Origin of the sequence: Nocardia panacis, from assembly GCF_003598715.1 — a bacterium.
Lineage (GTDB): Bacteria > Actinomycetota > Actinomycetes > Mycobacteriales > Mycobacteriaceae > Nocardia > Nocardia panacis.
The window spans coordinates 291,302-310,927 of the sequence record NZ_QZFU01000023.1 but is presented as its reverse complement, the minus strand read 5'-3'; the positions used below and the strand labels follow the sequence as shown (position 1 = coordinate 310,927).

At 67.6% G+C, this 19,626-nt stretch carries 18 protein-coding genes; 10 read left to right on the top strand and 8 right to left on the bottom strand.

Annotated elements, in window-relative coordinates:
• Positions 1-10: 10 nt before the first annotated feature.
• Positions 11-925 carry a helix-turn-helix domain-containing protein gene (locus tag D5S18_RS20285; RefSeq protein ID WP_203236826.1) on the bottom strand — a complete coding sequence of 305 codons (915 nt, stop codon included), beginning with the start codon at positions 923-925 and terminating at the stop codon, positions 11-13.
• 105 nt (positions 926-1,030) lie between these two features.
• On the opposite strand from D5S18_RS20285, the gene D5S18_RS20280 reads away from it, so the two are divergent.
• The 3 genes from D5S18_RS20280 to D5S18_RS20270 are packed head-to-tail and all read left to right on the top strand — an operon-like array spanning position 1,031 to position 4,156.
• Positions 1,031-2,194: a hypothetical protein gene (locus D5S18_RS20280; protein ID WP_120042618.1), complete on the top strand. Its 1,164-nt coding sequence runs from the start codon at positions 1,031-1,033 to the stop codon at positions 2,192-2,194.
• A complete protein-coding gene (locus tag D5S18_RS20275) occupies positions 2,194-2,970 on the top strand; it encodes an SDR family oxidoreductase (RefSeq protein WP_120042890.1) in 777 nt (258 codons plus the stop codon). Before D5S18_RS20280 ends, D5S18_RS20275 begins: the two co-directional genes overlap by 1 nt.
• Before the next feature lie 22 nt (positions 2,971-2,992).
• Positions 2,993-4,156, top strand: coding sequence for a sulfotransferase family protein (locus D5S18_RS20270; RefSeq protein ID WP_239003891.1), 1,164 nt, complete (start codon positions 2,993-2,995; stop codon positions 4,154-4,156).
• 46 nt (positions 4,157-4,202) lie between these two features.
• On the opposite strand, the gene D5S18_RS20265 is transcribed toward D5S18_RS20270, so the two are convergent.
• Positions 4,203-4,874, bottom strand: coding sequence for a PaaI family thioesterase (locus tag D5S18_RS20265; RefSeq protein WP_120042617.1), 672 nt, complete (start codon positions 4,872-4,874; stop codon positions 4,203-4,205).
• 142 nt (positions 4,875-5,016) lie between these two features.
• Between D5S18_RS20265 and D5S18_RS20260 the strand changes: the two genes are divergently transcribed.
• The gene (locus D5S18_RS20260; RefSeq protein ID WP_203236824.1) at positions 5,017-5,673 is read left to right on the top strand and encodes an HAD family hydrolase; all 657 of its coding nucleotides are present in this window, start codon (positions 5,017-5,019) and stop codon (positions 5,671-5,673) included.
• A 24-nt stretch (positions 5,674-5,697) separates the two neighbouring features.
• Here the strand turns inward: D5S18_RS20260 and D5S18_RS20255 are convergent, their stop codons facing one another.
• Together D5S18_RS20255 and D5S18_RS20250 are read right to left on the bottom strand one after the other, a co-directional pair.
• Positions 5,698-6,483, bottom strand: a complete 786-nt coding sequence (locus D5S18_RS20255) for an ABC transporter ATP-binding protein (protein WP_120042616.1) — start codon at positions 6,481-6,483, stop codon at positions 5,698-5,700.
• A gap of 19 nt (positions 6,484-6,502) precedes the next feature.
• On the bottom strand, positions 6,503-7,171 hold the full coding sequence (locus D5S18_RS20250; RefSeq protein ID WP_120042615.1) for a FadR/GntR family transcriptional regulator: 669 nt from the start codon (positions 7,169-7,171) through the stop codon (positions 6,503-6,505).
• A 180-nt stretch (positions 7,172-7,351) separates the two neighbouring features.
• On the opposite strand from D5S18_RS20250, the gene D5S18_RS20245 reads away from it, so the two are divergent.
• Positions 7,352-9,103 (top strand): 2-isopropylmalate synthase, encoded by a 1,752-nt coding sequence (locus tag D5S18_RS20245; protein ID WP_120042614.1) that lies wholly within the window; start codon positions 7,352-7,354, stop codon positions 9,101-9,103.
• Between the two features lie 37 nt (positions 9,104-9,140).
• Here D5S18_RS20245 and D5S18_RS20240 read toward each other — a convergent pair whose 3' ends face one another.
• From D5S18_RS20240 to xylB, 3 genes are all read right to left on the bottom strand, one after another.
• Positions 9,141-9,665 carry a DinB family protein gene (locus D5S18_RS20240; RefSeq protein ID WP_120042613.1) on the bottom strand — a complete coding sequence of 175 codons (525 nt, stop codon included), beginning with the start codon at positions 9,663-9,665 and terminating at the stop codon, positions 9,141-9,143.
• A gap of 50 nt (positions 9,666-9,715) precedes the next feature.
• Positions 9,716-11,320 (bottom strand): esterase/lipase family protein, encoded by a 1,605-nt coding sequence (locus D5S18_RS20235; protein WP_147404030.1) that lies wholly within the window; start codon positions 11,318-11,320, stop codon positions 9,716-9,718.
• A 79-nt stretch (positions 11,321-11,399) separates the two neighbouring features.
• Positions 11,400-12,782, bottom strand: coding sequence for a xylulokinase (xylB, locus tag D5S18_RS20230; RefSeq protein ID WP_120042611.1), 1,383 nt, complete (start codon positions 12,780-12,782; stop codon positions 11,400-11,402).
• Between the two features lie 49 nt (positions 12,783-12,831).
• On the opposite strand from xylB, the gene D5S18_RS20225 reads away from it, so the two are divergent.
• A complete protein-coding gene (locus D5S18_RS20225; protein ID WP_120042610.1) occupies positions 12,832-13,272 on the top strand; it encodes a hypothetical protein in 441 nt (146 codons plus the stop codon).
• 150 nt (positions 13,273-13,422) lie between these two features.
• Here the strand turns inward: D5S18_RS20225 and D5S18_RS20220 are convergent, their stop codons facing one another.
• Complete coding sequence (locus tag D5S18_RS20220; protein WP_120042609.1) at positions 13,423-15,003, bottom strand: peptide ABC transporter substrate-binding protein; 1,581 nt, start codon at positions 15,001-15,003, stop codon at positions 13,423-13,425.
• Positions 15,004-15,188: 185 nt separating this feature from the next.
• Between D5S18_RS20220 and D5S18_RS20215 the strand changes: the two genes are divergently transcribed.
• The 4 genes from D5S18_RS20215 (at position 15,189) to D5S18_RS20200 (ending at position 19,613) form a co-directional block, all read left to right on the top strand.
• Entirely contained in the window at positions 15,189-16,601 is a 1,413-nt protein-coding gene (locus D5S18_RS20215) for an L-fucose/L-arabinose isomerase family protein (RefSeq protein WP_120042886.1), read from the top strand.
• Positions 16,601-18,082 carry an FGGY-family carbohydrate kinase gene (locus tag D5S18_RS20210; RefSeq protein ID WP_203236823.1) on the top strand — a complete coding sequence of 494 codons (1,482 nt, stop codon included), beginning with the start codon at positions 16,601-16,603 and terminating at the stop codon, positions 18,080-18,082. Before D5S18_RS20215 ends, D5S18_RS20210 begins: the two co-directional genes overlap by 1 nt.
• A gap of 69 nt (positions 18,083-18,151) precedes the next feature.
• Entirely contained in the window at positions 18,152-18,610 is a 459-nt protein-coding gene (locus tag D5S18_RS20205) for a thioredoxin family protein (RefSeq protein WP_120042608.1), read from the top strand.
• Positions 18,611-18,617: 7 nt separating this feature from the next.
• On the top strand, positions 18,618-19,613 hold the full coding sequence (locus D5S18_RS20200) for a glycoside hydrolase family 172 protein (protein ID WP_120042607.1): 996 nt from the start codon (positions 18,618-18,620) through the stop codon (positions 19,611-19,613).
• Positions 19,614-19,626: the final 13 nt, after the last annotated feature.

The following is a 19,626-nucleotide window of genomic DNA, read 5'->3' as shown; positions in this document are numbered from 1 at the left end:
CACGTTCCGGTCAATGGTCAATGGATCGATTCGGCGCGCGGCCGCCCGAGCGCGCCGTGACCGCATCCGCCGCCGCCACGAGAGCCGCGCCCCGCCTTGCGATTTCGGCGCCCGTGATGGATCTGCCGACATACATGGTGAGCACCATGTTCTGTCTGCCGTCCCCGCCGTAGGTGGGCGCGGCGAGCAGACTCACCGGATGCTCCTTGCGCGGGCGCAGATCGACCCCGAGATAGACCCGCTCGCCGAGGCTGGTGACCAACTCGCCGACGAGTCGGCGCAGGTCGTCGGGGAGATCGTGGGCCGCGACCCCGGCCAGCAGCGAATAGAGCCGCCGCCCCGCCGCCGTCATGCTCTCCACCAGGTAGCCGCGCTCCCGGCATTCGGTCACCACCTGGCGCAGGCGGGTCTCGTCCTGGCGCAGCGGCACCGTCGGCGGGGTGGCCAGCCAGGCGTCGAAGGCGGCGTCGGTATCCCACAGCACGTACATCAGGCCGACGGGCGGCGCGAAATCGTAGGTGGCCCCGACTTTTACGCCGAGTTTGGCCAGGCCGGGTCCCGCGCTCTCCAGGACGGTGATCCGGCCGCCGGTCACCGCCGAGACCGTGCAGGTGCCGCGGTAGCGGGCGCTGAGTTCGGCGAGTTCGGCGCGGGCCATGGCGGCGATGGCGAAGCCCTCCTGCGCTACCCGTCCGGCCTCGATGAGCGCCGGTCCGAGGCCGTAGGTGTGGGTGTTCGGATCGCGCACCAGGTAGCCCGCGGCGCTGAGTTCGGTGAGTATGCCCAGGCAGGTGGGTTTCGCCAGGTTCAATTCGCGGGCCAGTTCGGACAGGCCGTAGCGCTTGCCGCGGCGCTCGACCAGGAAGTCCAGCACCTGGATCACGCGAACCGTCGGCGCGGATCGGCGGGCAACCTTGGGAATCACGCGACAACTCCTGGATCACTCGACAATTTCTGTAACAGGTTCTAATCTTGCTGCTATCGAAATGTACCAGAGCGGTACATATTTGGAACAGGACCGGAGCGCCACTTGCTGACACAGCCGTTCGCGGACGCCATCGCCGCCGCCGAGCAGATCATCACCGAGGCCCCGCACCTGCGCACCGAGCAGGACCTGATCGAGGGCTACGACTACCTCGCGGGCAGTATTCGCGCGGCCCAGCAGATGGCGTGGGCCTACGAGCGGGACTTCCCCTTCTTCGTCCGCTCCACCGGTCCCTACACCAAAATGGGCCTGGACAACCCGGACACCCTCTACTTCCACTCCTACCTGCGCCCCGACGCGGAATATCTGGTCACCGGAACGCGTGGCACCACACGCGATCTCAGCTTCCAGGTGCTCAACGGCGACTATTCGCCTGTCGACGTTCCCGACAGCCTGACCGCCTTCGACGATCGCGAACTCGAGGTGCGACCCGACGGCGGCTACGAAATCCGTTTCGGCCCAGCGGCTTCGCGCCCCGGCTATGTGCAGCTCGCACCGGATTCGGCCATGCTGGTGGTCCGCGAGGTCTTCAGCGACTGGGATACCGAACGTCCTGGCACGATTCGCATCCAGCGGGTCGACAAGGCGGGCGAGGCGCCGCCGCCGCTCACCAAGGACCTGCTCGCCAAACGCTACGGCGTCGCGGGCAAGATGCTGCTCTCGCGGCTGAATACCTTTCTGGCCTTTCCCAAATGGTTCTACCTGAACCTGCCGGTCAATACGATGACCGAACCGCGCGCCACCCCTGGCGGACTCAGCACCCAGTTCTCCTCGGCCGGACACTACGAACTCGACGACGACCAGGCCATGATCATCACCGTGCCCAAATCCGATGCGCCGTATCAGGGCTTCCAGCTCGGCAGCATGTGGTACGTCTCGCTGGACTACATCAACCACCAGACCAGCCTCACCGCCGATCAGGCGCGAGTGGATCCGGACGGGATGATTCGCCTGGTGGTGAGCGAGCGGAATCCGGGACTGACCAACTGGATCGAGCGCACCGGGCACGAGCGCGGCTATCTTCAGTTCCGTTGGCAGCGGCTGGCGCGCGAGATGAAGCCCGAGGACGGGCCGACGGTGCAGGTGGTGCCGCTCGAGGAACTGGCGCGCCGACTTCCCTACTACGAACAGGCACAAACGACGCCCGAGCAATGGCGGGCGCGGATCGCGGCGCGGCAGGCGGCCGTGGCGGAAAGGATGCTGGGCTGATGTTGTTGCGGGACAGGGTGGTCGTGGTCTCGGGGGTTGGTCCCGGGCTGGGCAGGGCCATCGCGGTGCAGGCCGCCCGCGCGGGCGCGGATGTGGTGCTGGCCTCGCGCACCGAATCGCGGCTGACCGAAGTCGCCAAGGAGATCGTCGAATTGGGGCGGCGCGCCGAGGTGGTGCCCACCGATATCGACGACGCGGACGCGGCGGCGAATCTGGTGGACTCGGCGCTGCGCGCCTTCGGTCGGGTCGACACCGTGGTCAACAATGCCTTCGCCATTCCGCCGATCGCGGATCTGGCCGAGGTCGACCTGGATCAGGTCCGGGCCGGATTCGAGACCAATGTCCTGGCGGCCCTGCGGTTGACGCGCCTGTTCGTGCCCGCGCTGGCCGAGTCGAAGGGTTCGGTGGTGATGATCAATTCGGCAGTGCTGCGGCACTCCCGGCGCACCTTCGGCCCCTACAAGATGGCCAAGGCGAGTCTGCTCGCGCTGGCCCAGAGCCTGGCCACCGAGTTGGGGCCGCAGGGCATTCGCGTCAACACCATCGCACCGGGCTACATCTGGGCCGACAACCTGAAGTGGTATTTCAACTACCTGGCCCAGCAGCGCGGTATCACCGCCGAGGAGGTCTACGCCGAGACCGCCGCCACGATCGACCTGCGCAAACTACCGGAACCGGACGAGATCGCCGATGCCGTGGTCTTTTTCGCCTCGTCGCTGGCGCGGGCCATCACCGGGGCGTGTCTGGATGTCAACGGCGGCGAATTCCACCATTAGGCGTGGCTACAAGGAGACAATCGTGATCGGGAGAGATGACGTCGGAACCCTCGACGATCTGCATGCCTCGGCGACGAAGGTGGTCGGCCTCGACGACTTCGGTGCCGACGACTACCGCGAAGGTTTGGGGGTGCTGCTGGACTCCTACGCCAACGAAGCCGAACTGACCCCATTCGGCAACAAGGTCAATCGTGCCTTCCTGCGGGGGGCGTTGATCGCGCGCCTGCTGAGCGAGGCGGCCTGGAAACAGTTTCCGGAACACGTCGAAGTCGCCGTCGAGCGGCCCATTTTCGTGACGGGTCTGCCGCGTTCGGGTACCACGGCCGTGCATCGGCTGCTCAATGCCGATCCGGCGCATCAGGGTCTACAGATGTGGTTGACGGAGATGCCGCAGCCGCGTCCGCCGCGCGAGAGCTGGGCCGACGATCCGGTCTACCAGCGCATCTCGGCGGCCTTCGACAAACACCATGTCGAACATCCGGAATTCATGGGCGTGCACCATATTTCGGCCGACCAGGTGGAGGAGTGCTGGCAGTTGCTGCGGCAGTCGGCCATGTCGGTGTCCTATGAATGCCTCGGCCACGTGCCCGGATACTCGCAGTGGCTCGGCGAGCGCGACTGGACCCCGGCTTACCGCAGGCATCGGCGCAATCTGCAACTGATCGGGCTGCCCGATGCGAATCGCCGCTGGGTGCTGAAGAATCCGAGCCACCTGTTCGCACTCGACGCCATCTTCGCCGTCTATCCCGACGCGCTGGTCATCCAGATGCATCGGGATCCGCGCACCATCATCGCCTCGGTGTGCAGTCTGAACGAGCAGGCGGCGGCGGGCTGGTCGGAGCGATTCCGCGGCGAGATCGTCGGGCGGACCCAGTTGGATCTGTGGTCGCGCGGTGCGGCGCGCTTCCAGGAGGATCGGCGCAATTACGATGCCGCCCAGTTCTGCGATGTGGATTACGGCGCGTTCGTCGCGGATCCGATCGGCACCGTGTCCTCGATCTACGCGCACTTCGGGCTGGAGTTGACCGACGCGGCGCGAACGGCCATGGGGGAGTTGCACTCCGAGAGCACCTCCGGCGCGGCCCGACCCGCGCACCGGTACACCCTCGAGGAGTTCGGGCTCACGGCCGAACAGGTCGATCGGCGTTTCGCCGAGTATCGGGACGTGTACTTTCCGGGAAAGTGAGAACGGGCCGGTGCCGGATGTTTCCGGTACCGGCCCGCGAATATTGCTAGGGCTGCCCGGGTTTGAGCACCAGGAACAGGCCGTGCGCCTCCGCGCAGAGTCGCTCGCCATGGTGCAGCGTGCCGCGCACGTAGACCTTGCGGCCCTCCCGCTTCTCGACCCAGGTGCGCTGCCGCAGTTCGGTATTGAGCGGCGTGATCGAGCGGTAGTCGATGGTCAGCGAGGCGGTGCGGCTGGCCTCTCCCGTGTGCAGGGCCACGGCCATCCCGATCAGATCGTCGAAGCCGACCGCGATCTGACCGCCGTGCGCTGCCGCGTTGCCGCCCAAATGGTAAGTGCGGTAGGTGATCACGGCGTCCACGCCGTCGCGGTCCGCGCGGCGCACCACATAGGGCGGCAGGGTGATATTGCCGCGGGCGGGCAGATCGTCGCGGGTCCACTGCGGATTCGACCACTCGTCCACGACGGCGTCGTCGAGTTTGTCGTTGAGCTGCTTGAGGATTCCGATCGACTCCAGCGCCAGCTCGTCCGAGGGGCAGGCCATGCGAACCCGGTCCATCAGGCCGCGCACCTGCTCGATGAATTCGCCGTAGTGGGGGCCGCCGCGGTCGATATCGGCCTCCGCCGCGGCGCGGACCAGCTCGGCCATGGGCCGGAATCCGCCCTCGTGCTGGTCCTCGGTCGGCAGTGGATCCGGGCCGACGTGGTCAATGCTCATCTATACACCATATAATTCACTGGCGGGTCGCTGACGGCAGCGTGGTCGATCACCGCTGTGGGAGGTCGACGCGGCGGTGAATTGACACGCACGCCCCGCGACCGGCATCTTGGCGGGACTGCTCCGACGGCGAAAGGTCCCCATGGTGATCGCGGCGGTGGTCTTCGATATGGACGGCGTCCTCATCGACTCCGAACCGGTGTGGGAGCGGGTGCGCCGCGCCTACGTGGCCGAACGCGGCGGCCGCTGGCTGCCCGACACCCAGACCAGGCTGATGGGTATGAGCACCGCCGAATGGTCGACCTACCTGAGTGCGGAGCTGGGTGTCGACGCCGCGCCCGAGCAGGTGGCCCGCGAGGTCATCGCCCGAATGGCGGCCCACTACGCCGTCGAGGTCCCACTGCTTGCCGGTGCCGCCGCCGCGGTGATCCGTCTGGGCGCGAGTTTGCCGCTGGCCGTCGCCAGTTCCTCGCCGCGCACCCTCATCGACGCCGTCCTGACGAGCACGGGCCTGCTGCCGCGGTTCGCGGCGACCTTCTCCACCGAGGAGGTGCCGCGCGGCAAACCGTCCCCCGATGTCTACTTGGCCGCAGCGAATGCCCTGGGGCATTCTCCGGAAACCTGTGCCGCAGTGGAGGATTCCAGCAACGGTCTGCGCGCCGCCCATACCGCGGGCCTTCGGGTAGTGGCCGTGCCCCGTCCCGAGTACCCACCGGCCCCGGACGCTGCCGCGTTGGCCCGCGCCACCCTCGCCACGCTGGACGAGCTGACTCCCGCGCTGCTCGCAGACCTTACCTGAATCACGCTGCGGCGGAACGCATTCCTACCGATGGGACGCTCGCGCCGTCCATCGCCCCTGATCGTGGCGGACGTCGATGGGATGATCGAACGCCGCGCTGACATTCTCGGTGGTCACCACCGCGCGCGCCGGACCCGCCGCCACCGTGCGCCCCTCGGCGATCAGCAGCGCATGCGTCGTGGTGCTGGGCAATTCCTCCAGATGATGGGTGACCAGGATCGAGGCGACCTCGGGATGGGTCTGGTCCAGCGTGTCGATGGTCTCCAGCAGTTGTTCGCGGGCCGCCAGATCCAATCCGGTGGAGGGCTCGTCGAACAGCAGCAGCCGGGGTTCGGCGATGAGCGCGCGGGCGATGAGGGTGCGTCCGCGCTCGCCCTGCGACAGTGTGGGCCACAGTTCCTCGCCCTTGCCCTTGAGGCCAAGCGTCTCGATCATGGCGTCGGCGCGGCGCGATTCGTCGGGGGAGGGCCGCCAGCGCATCGGGGTATCGATGGTGGCGGTGATCCCGGTGAGCACCACCTGCCGCACCGTCAGCGGATGCTGGAGGCTGTGGCGCGGATTGACATGCCCGATGGAGTGGCGCAGGCGGGCCAGTTCGACCCGGCCGAGCTGTTCGCCGAGCACGTGCACGGCGCCGGAGGTGGGAAAGGTGACGGCGCCGCAGAACCCGAGCAGGGTGCTCTTGCCCGCGCCATTCGGGCCGAGCAGCGCCCAGTGTTCGCCGGATCGCACGGTGAGGGAGATGCCGTCGATGATCTGCTTGCCTTCGCGGCGGAAGGTCACCTCGGACAATTCGAGGACGATGGACATGTGCGGCCTTTCTCGGCGTTCAACAGAACGCGGCTTTCAGTGAGGTCAGATGGGTGCGACTGAATTCCGCTGCGGCCGAGGCGTTTTTGGCGACGATGGCGTCCAGCAGCCGCTGATGGGCGGCGTGGTCGGCGGATTCGGATCGGAGGGGCGCGATATCGAGCATATCGATCATGGCCGACCGCAGTCGCGGCAGGAAGCTGTCGAACAGTTGGGTGAGCACGTCGTTGTGCCCGGCCACGACGACGGCGCGGTGGAAGGCCATATCGGCGTCGACCAGGGCGGCGGATTCGGTGTGCCCGGCGCGGGCGGCCAGCCTCGCGCGTAGGACGCGCAGGTCGGCGCGGGTGCGGCGGTCCGCGGCCAGTGCGGCGGCCTCGGCCTCGATGGCGATGCGCGCCTCGATGACCGAGACGATCGCGGTGTGGCGCAGCACCGTATCCCAGTTCTCGGTGGCCTCGAGCGCGGTGACGAAGACGCCCGCGCCTTGGCGACTGTCGAGCACGCCCTTGCCCGCCAGTTCGCGCACCGCCTCGCGCAGGGTGGATCGGCCGACGCCGAGCTGGACGGCCAGGGTCGTCTCGCCGGGGAGGCGGTGTCCGAGCGGCCATTCACCGGCGCGGATGCGCGTCATCAGCAGTTCGGCCGTCTGCGCGGCCAGGGGGTGACGGCGAACCTGCTCGACCATGGAACCTCTCCGCTCCTCTCCACCCCTCTGCTTGTCTGAGGAGTTGTGTATAGTCTAGCCATCATGACGCACGCACTCCTCCTTAGCCGCCACGGCGGGGCCTGACACGACCGTCCGCCCGCCGTGGGGCTTCGTCGTGGCCGGTCAATCCCTTTCGCAGCGTCAGCCGAGGAAGCAGATATGCGTACTTTCCCCACCATCGACACCCCCGTCGGCGCGGTCCCCGAGGCCGCGCCCGCCTGGAATCGGCAGCGTCATTCGCAGTTGCCGTCGCATCGCTACCGCGATGTCTACGACCGGGTCGCGGTCCCGCGCACCGAGCGGCACTGGCCCACCGCCCGCATCACCGCCGCGCCGCTGTGGGTTCCGGTCGACCTGCGCGACGGCAACCAGGCGCTGGCCGAACCCATGGACCCGGCCCGCAAGCGTCGCTTCTTCGAACTCATGGTGGCCATGGGCTACAAGGAGATCGAGGTCGGCTACCCGTCGGCATCGCAGACCGACTACGACTTCGTCCGGCTGATCGCCGAAACCGATATCGCCCCTTCGGATGTCACGATCGTGGTGTTCACCCCCGCCCGCCGCGACCTGATCGAGCGCACCGTGGCCTCGGTGCGCGGCATCGACAACGACGTGGTCATCCACATGTACACCGCCACCGCCCCCGCCTGGCGAGATGTGGTGCTGGGCAAGGACCGTGCCGAGTTGCGCGAGCTGATCCTCGACGGCGGTCGCGCCATCCTCGACGAGGCCGGGGATATGCCGAATGTGCGCTTCCAGTTCTCCCCTGAGGTCTTCAACCTGACCGAACCGGACTATGTGCTCGAGATCTGCGACGCGATGACGGAGCTGTGGTCGGCGGATCCCGAGCGGCCGGTCATCCTGAACCTGCCCGCCACCGTCGAGGTCGCCACCCCGAATGTCTACGCCGACCAGATCGAATACATGCACCGCAATCTGTCCCGGCGCGAGAGCGTGATCCTGTCGGTGCATCCGCACAATGATCGCGGCACCGGCATCGCCTGCGCCGAACTGGCCGTCCTGGCGGGTGCCGAGCGGGTGGAGGGCTGTGTCTTCGGCAACGGGGAGCGCACCGGCAATGTGGATATCGCGACGCTGGCACTGAATCTGCACGCGCAGGGCGTGGATCCGATGATCGACTTCTCCGATATCGATGAGATCCGCCGCACCGTCGAATACTGCACCAGGATGCCGATCCACGAAAGGCACCCGTACGTGGGCGATCTCGTGCACACCGCCTTCTCCGGCACGCACCAGGACGCGATCAAGAAGGGGATGGCCGAACATCGCGCCCGCGCCGCCGCGACCGGTCGTTCGGAACGCGAAATCGAGTGGCGGGTACCGTATCTGCCCATCGATCCCGCCGATATCGGCCGCAGCTACGATGCGGTCATTCGGGTGAATTCGCAGTCGGGCAAGGGCGGTATCGCCTATCTGCTGCAGGCCGAGTACGGCCTGGATCTGCCGCGCAGGCTCCAGATCGATTTCGCCAAGCACGTGCAGCGCCACACCGACGACACCGGTTTGGAGGTCACCGCGTCGCAGTTGCGCGACCTGTTCGAGGCCGCGTACCTCGACGACGCGGAATCGAGTGTGGTGCTGAAGGATTGGCGCACCGCCGGATCGGGTGCGCAGGCGTGCACCGAGATCACCCTGATCGCCGATGGCGCGACGGTCGAATCCGCGCATCGGGGAACCGGTCCGGTCGAGGCATTGACCGAGGCGCTGGCGAAAGTGGGCCGGGCCGTGGAGATCCTGAGCCTGACCCAGCAGTCCATCGGCTCCGGCAACGACAGCACGGCCATCACCTATCTGGAATACCGCGTCGACGGTGTGACCGGATGGGCCTGCGGTCGAAGCGATTCCGTGCTGGCGGCGTCGCTGGCGGCGGTATTGCGCGCAGCCAACTAGGCTCCGTCCGCGCCCCCGGTGCGGGGGCGCGGACGGGTCACACCCCGGTGGACCCGTCGATACGTTCGCGCAGGAAGTCGGCGTGCCCGTTGTGCCTGGCGTACTCCTCGATCAGGTGCAGATAGACCCAGCGCAGACTGAAGACCTGGTCGCGGCGCGGATGCGGAAGGGTGTTGGCATCCAATGACATTTCGGCGACGGCGGCGTCGCACAGCTTGATCTCGTTTTCGTAGGCGGCGAAGGTGGCGGCCGGATCGGCCTCGGCCACATCCTCCGTATCGCCGTCCGGATTGTCCTGCGAACAGTAGATGAGGTCGACGTTCTCACCGGCGGACGTGCGACGGAACCAGCCGCGCTCCACCTCGGTCATATGCCGGACCAGTCCGAGCAGCGACAGTGTCGACGGCGCGACGCAGCGCTGCCGCAACTGCTCGGCCTCCAGTCCGGAACATTTGAACAGCAGCGTGCGCCGGTGCATATCCAGCCAGCCCTGCAACATTTCCCGCTCGCCGCCCACACTCGGCGGCCAGATCCGTTCAACCTCGGGGGCAATCCAAGTCACCCGCCGCACTGTAGCGAACCCCGATGCCCGAGTCGCTCGGTTTTCCGCAATCACATCACCTTCAGCGCGCCATAGGTCACGATCAGGACCCCGGCGAGGACGAGGGTGGTGCACAGGGCGCCGAGGGTGAGCAAACCGAGCCAGCCGAGGGCGAGCAGGGCGCCGGTGGCGAGCCAGCCCGCGGTGGGGGCGAAGCGGGACATGACGCCGAATGCCTCGGTGGGGGTGACCAATGGGCCTTCGTTCGGGGAGTCGCCGCTGCGGACGAACTCGGCGACACCGGCGAGGCGGTCGGGCGTCAGGGCCGCGCCGTGGCCGCCCTTGATGGAGCGAACCTGCACGGCCGAGGGCGGGACGGAGTCGAAGCCGGTGAAACCGCCGACACCGATATCGCGTATGCCGAAGCCGCGCAGCGCGCTGCACAGCCAGGCGACGGGTTTGTCGGCGCTGGCGCACACATTCACCAGGGTGCCCACCTGCCCTTGGTCGGCGACGCGCGACCAGTCGAATTCGCGCGGCAGCACGCTGCCCGCGAGGAAGACATGGTCGAACCGCAGCGCGGGAATCTGATCCAGCGTTCGACCGAACAGGTAGGTGCCATTGCTGTGGCCGACGAAGTGAAACGGTTTGTCCGGATGTCTGGCCAGGAAGTAGCTGTATCGGTCCGCGAACCAGCGCAGATTGCGTCTACGGGTGAAGGGCAGGGCGAAATCGTAGGCCGACAGGCGCCCATAGGAGGGTGTCACCACCAGCGCGTTGTGATCGTTCTCGGACAGGATCGTGGCGATTTCGGTGGGCCAGTCCCCGCTGCCGGAACGAATTCCGTGCAGCGCGAACACGACCGAGGTCTTCGCCGCCTCGGTGGGCGGCACCGGGGCCGGATCGGTGGGGCGCACCGGTTCGGTCAGTGCCCAGCGCAGAATGTCGAAACGCTGACCCGGATAGTCCTCTCGCGCGGTGTCCACCGAGATGACGTCGGCGTGGGTGGCGCGCGGAATGACCTTCTGCACCCCGGTGGGCATGGACTCCAGATCGCGGCTGTCCTCGTCCTCCACCAGGTCGTCCACGTCGGCCCGCAGTTGCACCACCTTCGGGGCGTGCTTGCCGAGCACGGCGAATTCGTGCATCCAGCGGATGCGCATATTGGTGATGAACGGCGAACCCGACAGCAGATCGCCGAAGGCGCGCGTGCGGACATAGGGCGTGGCCAACACGAGTAGCAGGTGCTGCCACCAGGGCAGGCGCGAAGGTTCGATACCGCGGTTCAGCGTGGCGAACAGCACGATCCGCGTCACCGCCCGCGCCCAGTCGAGTTTCGGGCCGTCGATGCCCCGCAGCGCCTGGATGTAGGCGTAGCGCACCTGTATTCCGCCCAGGCTGTGTCCGACGAGCACGATCTCGGGAGTACGGCGCGGGCCGGTGTGGTAGGCGTCGATGCGGTCGGCGAGGTCGCGACTGTGCTCGGCCATGGTGCCGCCGGTGAACGCGTGCACCGGGTCCGGATACTCCCAGTAGAGGGCTTCGTCCGCGCCGTAGCCGGGTTCCGCGCGCAGCCGATCGAACAGCGGGGTGATCATGCCCGGCTTCTCGAAGGCCCCGCCCACATAGATGAATAGTCGTTTCGGTGCCATCGTCGCCTCGGTCCCCCTTGCCACGCATTTGCTGCTTCTACCAGCAGTATCGGCATTTTCGGTCGGATTGTTCTCACGAGATTCCGATTACCGAACCGTGCGCTCAGTACAGGGATTGCCGGGCTCGCGCGTATTGAGCGCGGACTTCCTGGCCTGCGGCAGAATCCTCCGGCGCGGGTACCTCGGCCGAGGTGCGGGCTGACCAGTCGGGCGGTTCGGGCGCGCCCGACAGCGCCCACGCCGCCTGACGCGCCGCACCGATGGCGACATATTCGTCGGGTTCCGGCACCGTCACGGCGACGCCGAAGATCTGGGCGGCGAGTCGGGCGACGAGCGGAGAGCGCGCCGCGCCGCCGATGAGCAGCACCCGGCGCGGGACCATGCGCAGGGCGTCGAGCGCGTCGGCCATATTGCAGAGCATGCCCTCGTAGCCCGCGCGAGCCAGGACCGATGGGCGCATGTTGTCCGGGCGCAGTCCGTGCAGGCTGCCCGAAGCGTGCGGCAGGTTGGGGGTGCGCTCACCGCCGAGGTAGGGGAGCAGCACCACCCCGGAAGAACCCGGATTCTCCTGTGCAGCAAGCGTTTCCATGGTCGCGCGGTCCACGCCGAGCAAATCGGCGAGCGAGGTGAGGACGCGGGCGGCATTGAGCGTGCAGACCAGCGGTAGGAAGGCCCCGGTGGCGTCGGCGAATCCGGCGACGGCCCCGCTCGGGTCCGCACTCGGCGTCGCGCTGCGCGCGAAGACGGTGCCGCTGGTGCCGAGCGAGATCGCGATATCGCCATCGCCCAGACCCAAACCCAAAGCGGCGGCGGCATTGTCGCCGGTGCCCGCGGCCACCGGTGTGCCCGCCGCGGTCCGGCCGACGAGTTCGGCGGGTCGGGCGACGCGCGGCAGTTCGGGTGTGCGGCCCCGAAAGGCAAGCGCGAGTAGGTCTTCTCGATAGGAATCGGTGGCGGGCGACCAATAGCCCGTCCCTGAGGCGTCGCCGCGATCGGTGGTCGGCTCGGCGTCCGCGCCGCGCAGCCGCCAGGTGAGGTAGTCGTGCGGCAGCAGTATCCGCGCGGTCCGATCGGCCGCCTCGGGTTCGTGATCGGCCAGCCAGCGCAGTTTCGTCACGGTGAAGGCGGCCAGCGGTACGCTGCCAACCGCCTCGGCCCACGCCCCCGTCCCACCGAGTTCGCGCACCAGATCCTCGGCCGCTCCGGCGGAGCGAGTGTCGTTCCACAGCAGTGCGTCTCGCACCGGACGGTGCCGCGCGTCGAGTGCGACCAATCCGTGCTGCTGTCCGGCGACGGCAAGCGCGTCCACCCGGTCGAGCCGACCGGCGCCCGCCGATTCCAGTGCCCGCCACCAGGATTCGGCGGGCACCTCCGTGCCGTCGGGATGCGGGGCCTGCGCGCGGGCCAGCACCGCACCGGTCTCGGCATCGCAGACGACGATCTTGCACGATTGGGTGGAACTGTCCACACCGGCCACGGTCACCATCGCCCTACCTTGCCAAAGGATCCGCCCGCGGGTCGGCGATACTGTTCGGATGTCAGCGGATCCGCCCGAACCGACACGGGCCGACCTCGGCGCAGGCCCCGTCCCGCCGCCCACCACCAGGGCCGCCCTCACCGACCTCGTCGAACACTGTGCCCACCTGACCCTGGAACGCGGCGCCCACCAACGCATCCGCGCCCGCCTGCTCCCCGACGGCGGCTACGAGCTGGAATACCGCGCCGACGAAGCGGACTTCCAGCTCTACACCCCGGACCCGATCCTGGTCCGCGACATCCTGTGGTCCTGGCTCGACGGCACGAACTGGTGGCGCCGGACCCCCGCCTGGTTCCCCCTCGATCCCGCCGTCGCCGAACTGACCGCGCTGCGCGGCGAATTGACCGATTTCCTGAACGAATTCGCCGCGCTGGGCGAATGGGGCACGACCCTGGATGCCGCCCTGGCCCGTGCGGACGAACTCCTCTCGGGCGAGTGAACCCTCTATCCGCATAACCATCTTGGTGCGGACGAGTGTGCGCGGCGTTCGATGGCCGAAATCATCGGATGACCGAGCAGCCAGGACAGGACCCGCATTCTCGAAAGAATGCGGGTCCAGTCACCGTGTGGCCGAGGGGAACTCGAACTCCTACTTCTCGATATTCTCGAAGTCGAACAGCCCGCTCCACGACAGCGGCGCCGCCTTGGTCTTGTCCGAGCGGCCCGCCGGGGCGATGTAATCCCACAGCGGGATATCCGGCATATCCTTGAGCATCAGCGTCTGAGCCTGCGCCACGATCCTGTAGGACTCCTGGAGATTCGGTGCGGCGAGCGCGGCATTGAGCAGGCCGTCGAATTCCGGGCTCTTGTAGTCGACGTCGTTGGTGTCGGAGAAGCTGTAGTACTGCGCGGTGAGGAATTGCAGCATGGTCGGGTAGTCGCCTTGCCAGCCGTAGCGGAAGGCGGTGCCGATGGTGCGGGTGTTGATCTTGTCGCGAATGGTTTTGAAGATCGGGTACGGCGTGCCGACGGCATCGATGCCCAGGGTGTTCTTGATGCTGTTGGCGACGGCATCGACCCACGGCTGATGATTGCCGTCGGAGTTGTAGGCGATCTCGTAGCGGCCCGACCACGGTGCGATGCTATTGGCCTGCGCCCACAGGTTCTTGGCCTCGGTCGGATTGTATTTCAGCACGTCGACACCGGGAAGATTGCCGTCGAAGCCGGGCAGCGTGCGGGCGGTGAAGTCGCGGGCGGGTTCGCGCAAACCATGGAAGATCTTGTCGCAGATCAGATCCCGGTCGATGGCCAGCGACAGCGCCCTGCGCCGCAGCAGACCCTCCTGGCCGCCGAAGTGCGGTGCGCTGGTCTGAATGCCGATGGCCTGCTTGTAGGCGATGGGTTTGGTGATGGCTCGGTCGCCCAGGTCCTTCTTGTAGGTGGTCAGGGCGCTGTCGGGCACCAGATCCAGCGCGTCCAGATTATTGGATTGCAGGTCGGCGTAGGCGGTGTCGTAGGACTGGTACATGACGAAGCGCAGGCCCTTGTTCTTCGGCGCGCGCCCGCCCTTGTAGTCCGGGTTGGGCACCATGTCGATCTTGACGTTGTGTTCCCACTTGGTGAACTTGTACGGGCCGTTGCCGATCGGATTCTGGCCGAATGCTTTGATATCGGTGAAGGCGGCATCGGGCAGCGGATAGAACGGCGAGAAGCCCAGCGAGGTCTCGAAATCGATGGACGGCTGTTTGAGCTCGACGGTGAAGGTGCGGTCGTCGAGCACCTTCAGGCCCGAAAGGGTCTGCGCGGTCGGATTTTTCGCGTTCACCTCGTCGAAGCCCGCAATGAGCGAGAAGACGTAGCTCTGGAGTTGGGCATTGGCGCCCAAGGCGCCGAAGTTCCACGCGTTGACGAAGGATTTGGCGGTGACCGGGGTGCCGTCGGTGAATTTCCAGTCGGGTTTGACGGTGATCCTGTAGTTCTTGCGGTCGGTCGTCTCGATGGACTGGGCCATCTCATCGTGCGCGACGCCATTGCCGTCGTAGTACTTGAGTCCGGCGAAGAGCCGGTCGACCACCCGGCCGCCCATATTCTCATTGGTATTGGTGGGTACCAGCGGATTCTGCGGTTCGCCGCCGTTGACGGTGACGATCTCCGAATCGGCCTTCTCGGCCGATGAACAGCCCGCCAGGCCTAGGCCCGCGGCCAGTATCCCGGTCGCGGCAAGCGCCATTGCTCTGGTCAGTCTCAACACATGCTCCCGAAGTAGCGGAGGCGGCGGGCGGCGGCGGGCCGGGATCTTCCGGCCACCGAACGAACCCGCCATGGGATGTATTCGGACACTAGCCATTTCACGGCCGCTTGTCCGGCATACTGGAGGACCGAGTCGAGAAGTCCGACCATCCCTGGAGGACCGGCATGGCCCGTATCGGCGTGATCAGCATTTCCGACGGACGCGACTATGTGCACGCGGGTATCGCGGATTTCCTCCGCGCCGCCGAGGACAGACTCGCGGCCGCTCTGGCGGCGGCCGGGCACCGTGTCGTGCGCGGCCGCGCCCCGGTCAGCGACAACGCACTGGCCACGGCGGTGGCGCGCGAGGTCGCGGCGGCGGGTGTCGATCTCACCGTGCTGCACTACGCCGTGTGGGCGTTCCCGCATTTCACCATGCTGGCGGCGGGTGCGACGCCGGGTCCGCTGCTGCTGCTGTCGAATATCGACCCGGTGCAGCCGGGCATGGTCGGCATGTTGGCGGCGGGCGGCGCACTGGATCAGATCGGCCGCGCGCATGTGCGCGAGTGGGGCGATCCGGCCGACCCGGAGTTGATCGCGGCCATCGGCGCGCACGCGCGCGCCGCGGCGGCGGTCGGCGCGTTGCGCGGCAGCACTTTCGGGCGTTTCGGCGGCCGCCCGATGGGGATGAATACGGCGGTGGCCAATACCGATCAGTGGCAGCGGCTCTTCGGCATCGATGTCGAGGAGATCGATCAGTGGGAGATCGTGCGCCGCGCCGAACTCGCCGATCCGGGTGAGGCCCGCGCGGGCCGCGAATGGCTGGAGCGGTACGCGGCGGGCGTGCACTACGACGGCGTCAAGCTCACCCCGGAGCTGCTGGAGCGGCAGATCCGTTCGTATCTCGCGGTGCGCGAACTGATTTCGGAGTGGCGGCTGGATTTCTCCGGCATCAAGGGGCAGCCGGAGCTCACCGGTCATTTCGCCACCATGGATATCACCGAGGCCATCCTCAACGACCCCTACGACTGGAACGGCCCGAAGCAGACCCATGTGTGCGCGACCGAGGCGGATATGGACGGCGCGCTCACCATGCAGTTGCTGAAGGGGATCGCGGGCACGCCGGTGCTTTTCGCCGATGTGCGCCACTACCACGCCGATCGCGATATCTGGGATCTGTGCAACTCCGGTCAGCATGCCACCTGGTTCGCCGCGCGCAGTGCCGACCCGGCGGAGAATCTGGCGCGGGTGCATCTGTATCCGGAGGTGTTCTTCTTCCCCGCGGGCGGCGCGTCGGTGCAGCATTTGGCGGCACCGGGCGAGATGACATTCGCCCGGCTCACCCGCCTGGCGGGCGAGTATCGAATGCAGTTGCTGCGCGGCGCTTTCGAGACCTACGACGAGCCGACCAACGAGGCGCTGATGCGGCAGTCGACGCGGGAGTGGCCGCACGCCTTCGCCCGCTTGGACGCGCGGGCCGAGGATTTCCTGACCCGCTTCGGCGCGAACCACATCCACGCCGTCCCCGGCGACCACCGCGCGGCCGTGCGGGCCGCCTGCGGGCTGCTCGGCGTGCGGGTCGACGAATTCGGCCGCTGATGTATCTCGGCATCGATATCGGGACAGCGAGCTCGAAGGGTGTGCTGGTCACCAGGGACGGGCTGATCGTCGCGCGAGCCGAACGGGCGCACAGTGTTTCGACGCCGCGCCCCGGCTGGGTCGAGCACGATGCGGAGGCGGTGTGGTGGGCCGAGTTTCGGGCCATCGCCGCCGAACTCTCCGCTGTCTTCGCCGAACTCGGCACCGAACCACTGGCGGGCCTCGCGGTGAGCGGGATCGGCCCGTGCCTGCTGCCCGCCGACGCCTCGGGCACGCCGCTGCGCCCGGCCATCCTGTACGGCGTGGATACCAGGGCCACCACCGAAATAGCGGAATTGACAGCGGAGCTGGGTGCGGGCGCGATCCTGGCACGCTGCGGATCGCCCCTGTCGAGTCAGGCCGTCGGCCCGAAGCTGCGCTGGCTGGCCCGGCACGAGCCTGAGGTCGCGGCCGAGATGCGCATGCTGTTGATGGCGAGTTCGTTCCTGGTCCATCGGCTCACCGGACGCTATGTGCTCGACCATCATTCGGCCAGCCAATGCACGCCGATGTACGACCTGCGGGCGCAGGACTGGTCGGAATGGGCGCAGGCCGTCGCGCCGGGCCTGCCGCTCCCCGAACTCGCCTGGCCCACCGAGATAGTCGGCCACGTCACCGAAAAGGCCGCTGCGGCAACGGGTCTGCCCGTCGGATTGCCGGTCGCCGCGGGCGCCATCGATGCCTGGGCCGAGGCGGAGAGCGTCGGCGTGCGCGCGCCGGGCGAGGCCATGGTCATGTACGGCACCACCATGTTCCTGGTGCAGGTGCTCACCGATCCGCGCCCGCACCCCGGCCTGTGGGGCACCTGCGGCCTGCGACCCGACACCTACACCCTCGCGGCGGGCATGGCCACTTCGGGAGCGGTGACAGACTGGTTGCGCGGACTGGTCGGCGGCGATTACGGCGATCTGGTGGTCGAGGCGGACCGGGTGCCGCCCGGCAGCACCGGACTGCTGGTGCTGCCGTATTTCGCGGGGGAGCGCACACCGCTGTTCGACCCGGACGCACGCGGGATCCTCGCCGGACTGACCCTCGCGCACGGGCGCGCCCACCTGTACCGGGCGGTGCTCGAGGGGATCGCCTACGGCGTGCGCCACAATCTCGAGGCCATGACGGAGGCCGGCGGTCGGGCGCGACGGCTGGTCGCGGTCGGCGGCGGCACCAAGGGGGGACTGTGGACGCGCATCGTCTCCGATGTCACCGGGCTGCCGCAGGAGATACCCGCCGAGACGATGGGCGCGGCCCTCGGCGACGCCATGCTGGCGGCCGCGGCCGACGGGGTGGACACCTCCGGCTGGAATCCGGTGATCGCCACCGTCGAACCCGATCCGGGCCGCGGCGCGGACTACGACGAGTTCTATCGGCGGTATCGCGAGCTGTACCGGGACACGGTCGATATCGCGCATTTCCTGGCGGCGCGGCAGCATCGGGATGCGCCGTGACCGCGCCGTCGGGTTCCCTCCGGTGGCGGGGCGTGCGAGGATGCGTGCGGCCCATCCAGGGAGGAAGCCATGCCGATCCAGACTCTCACCCAGCACACTTTCGACCGGGTGGTGCACGGGCATCCGGTCGTCTTCGTCGATTGGTGGGCGGGTTGGTGCGAACCGTGTCGGCATTTCGAACCGGTCTTCCAGGAGTCGGCCCGGCGACATCCCGAGATCGTGTACGCCACGGTCGATTCCGAGGCCGAGCGAGCGCTCGTCGGTATGGCGGGGGTGAGTCAGTACCCGACGCTCATGGTCTTCCGCGACGGTCTCATGGTCTACAGCGGTGCGGGCTACCTCGCACCCGACCAGCTGGAAGACCTGGTGCAGCAGGTGATCTGGCTGGATATGGACGAGGTGCGGCGCGAAGTGGCCCGCCAGGCGGACCAGGAGCAGCCGCAGCAGAACGCACCCGCGCCGCCCGCCCCGGCGCGGCCGCGCGCGGGTGTGGCGGGACCGATCGGATACGGATGGCCAGGATTGTGAGGCGACGATGGACGAATTGTGGCGGCTGGATGGCACCCGCACCCGGTCGGTGAGTCCGGAGAATCCGACGGGTGCGCCCGGCTCGGGCGGGATGGCCGTCACGGGCACCGGCGCGGAGGCGGCGCGGCTGCTCGGCCGCGGTTGGAAGGTCTCGCCGTCCATCCTGCTCGGCGCGGGTGAGACGGCCACGCTCGCGGATATTTCCGGTCCCGGCGTGATCCGGCACTTCTGGTTGACCACCGATCGCCAAGTGCTGGGCCAGTTGACGCTGCGCATATTCTGGGACGGCGGCCCGGCGGCCGTCGAACTGCCGCTCGGCGAATTCTTCTGCAACGGTTGGGACGAACTCGCGCTGCTGAGTTCGCGGATGGTGGTCGTCGCGCCCGCCGGTGGCCTGAACAGCTACTGGCCCATGCCTTTCGATACGAACGCCCGCATCACGCTGGAGAATGCGAGCGGCCGCCAGGTGCCGGTGTACTTCCAGATCACCTACACCGAGGAGCCGGTCCCCGCCGAGGCGGGCCGTCTGCACACGAGTCGTCGGCGCAGCGCGCCCCTCGGTGATCCGGCGGTGCACAACCTCGTCGACGAGATCACCGGTCCTGGCCGCTATGTGGGCACCTACCTCGCCATGTGCCCGAATGCCCCCGGTTGGTGGGGCGAGGGCGAATTCAAGTTCTACTTCGACGGGGATATCGAATTCCCGACCATCTGCGGCACCGGCACCGAGGACTATTTCGGCGGTGCTTGGAATTTCGATATCGACCATGTCTATCGCACCTATTCCGGCCCGTACACCGGCCTGCATCAGGTGCTGCCGCCCGACGAGATCTACGGCGCGACACAGCGATTCGGCATGTACCGGTGGCATGTGCCCGATCCGATCTGCTTCTCCAGCGGCCTGCGGGTGACGATGCAGGCGCTCGGCTGGCAGGACGGCAACCTCTACCTGCCGCTGGTGAACGCGGAGATCACCACGGTATCCTGGATGTACCTCGGCTAGCGTGGGATATCCC

What these genes read in the sequence shown, in the direction of transcription:
- D5S18_RS20275 (WP_120042890.1), top strand. Translation starts at nt 2,194, where the DNA reads ATGTTGTTGCGGGACAGGGTGGTCGTGGTCTCGGGGGTTGGTCCCGGG.
- D5S18_RS20265 (WP_120042617.1), bottom strand. Translation starts at nt 4,874, where the DNA reads ATGAGCATTGACCACGTCGGCCCGGATCCACTGCCGACCGAGGACCAG.
- D5S18_RS20260 (WP_203236824.1), top strand. Translation starts at nt 5,017, where the DNA reads ATGGTGATCGCGGCGGTGGTCTTCGATATGGACGGCGTCCTCATCGAC.
- D5S18_RS20255 (WP_120042616.1), bottom strand. Translation starts at nt 6,483, where the DNA reads ATGTCCATCGTCCTCGAATTGTCCGAGGTGACCTTCCGCCGCGAAGGC.
- D5S18_RS20250 (WP_120042615.1), bottom strand. Translation starts at nt 7,171, where the DNA reads ATGGTCGAGCAGGTTCGCCGTCACCCCCTGGCCGCGCAGACGGCCGAA.
- D5S18_RS20245 (WP_120042614.1), top strand. Translation starts at nt 7,352, where the DNA reads ATGCGTACTTTCCCCACCATCGACACCCCCGTCGGCGCGGTCCCCGAG.
- xylB (WP_120042611.1), bottom strand. Translation starts at nt 12,782, where the DNA reads ATGGTGACCGTGGCCGGTGTGGACAGTTCCACCCAATCGTGCAAGATC.
- D5S18_RS20225 (WP_120042610.1), top strand. Translation starts at nt 12,832, where the DNA reads ATGTCAGCGGATCCGCCCGAACCGACACGGGCCGACCTCGGCGCAGGC.
- D5S18_RS20220 (WP_120042609.1), bottom strand. Translation starts at nt 15,003, where the DNA reads ATGGCGCTTGCCGCGACCGGGATACTGGCCGCGGGCCTAGGCCTGGCG.
- D5S18_RS20215 (WP_120042886.1), top strand. Translation starts at nt 15,189, where the DNA reads ATGGCCCGTATCGGCGTGATCAGCATTTCCGACGGACGCGACTATGTG.
- D5S18_RS20210 (WP_203236823.1), top strand. Translation starts at nt 16,601, where the DNA reads ATGTATCTCGGCATCGATATCGGGACAGCGAGCTCGAAGGGTGTGCTG.
- D5S18_RS20205 (WP_120042608.1), top strand. Translation starts at nt 18,152, where the DNA reads ATGCCGATCCAGACTCTCACCCAGCACACTTTCGACCGGGTGGTGCAC.
- D5S18_RS20200 (WP_120042607.1), top strand. Translation starts at nt 18,618, where the DNA reads ATGGACGAATTGTGGCGGCTGGATGGCACCCGCACCCGGTCGGTGAGT.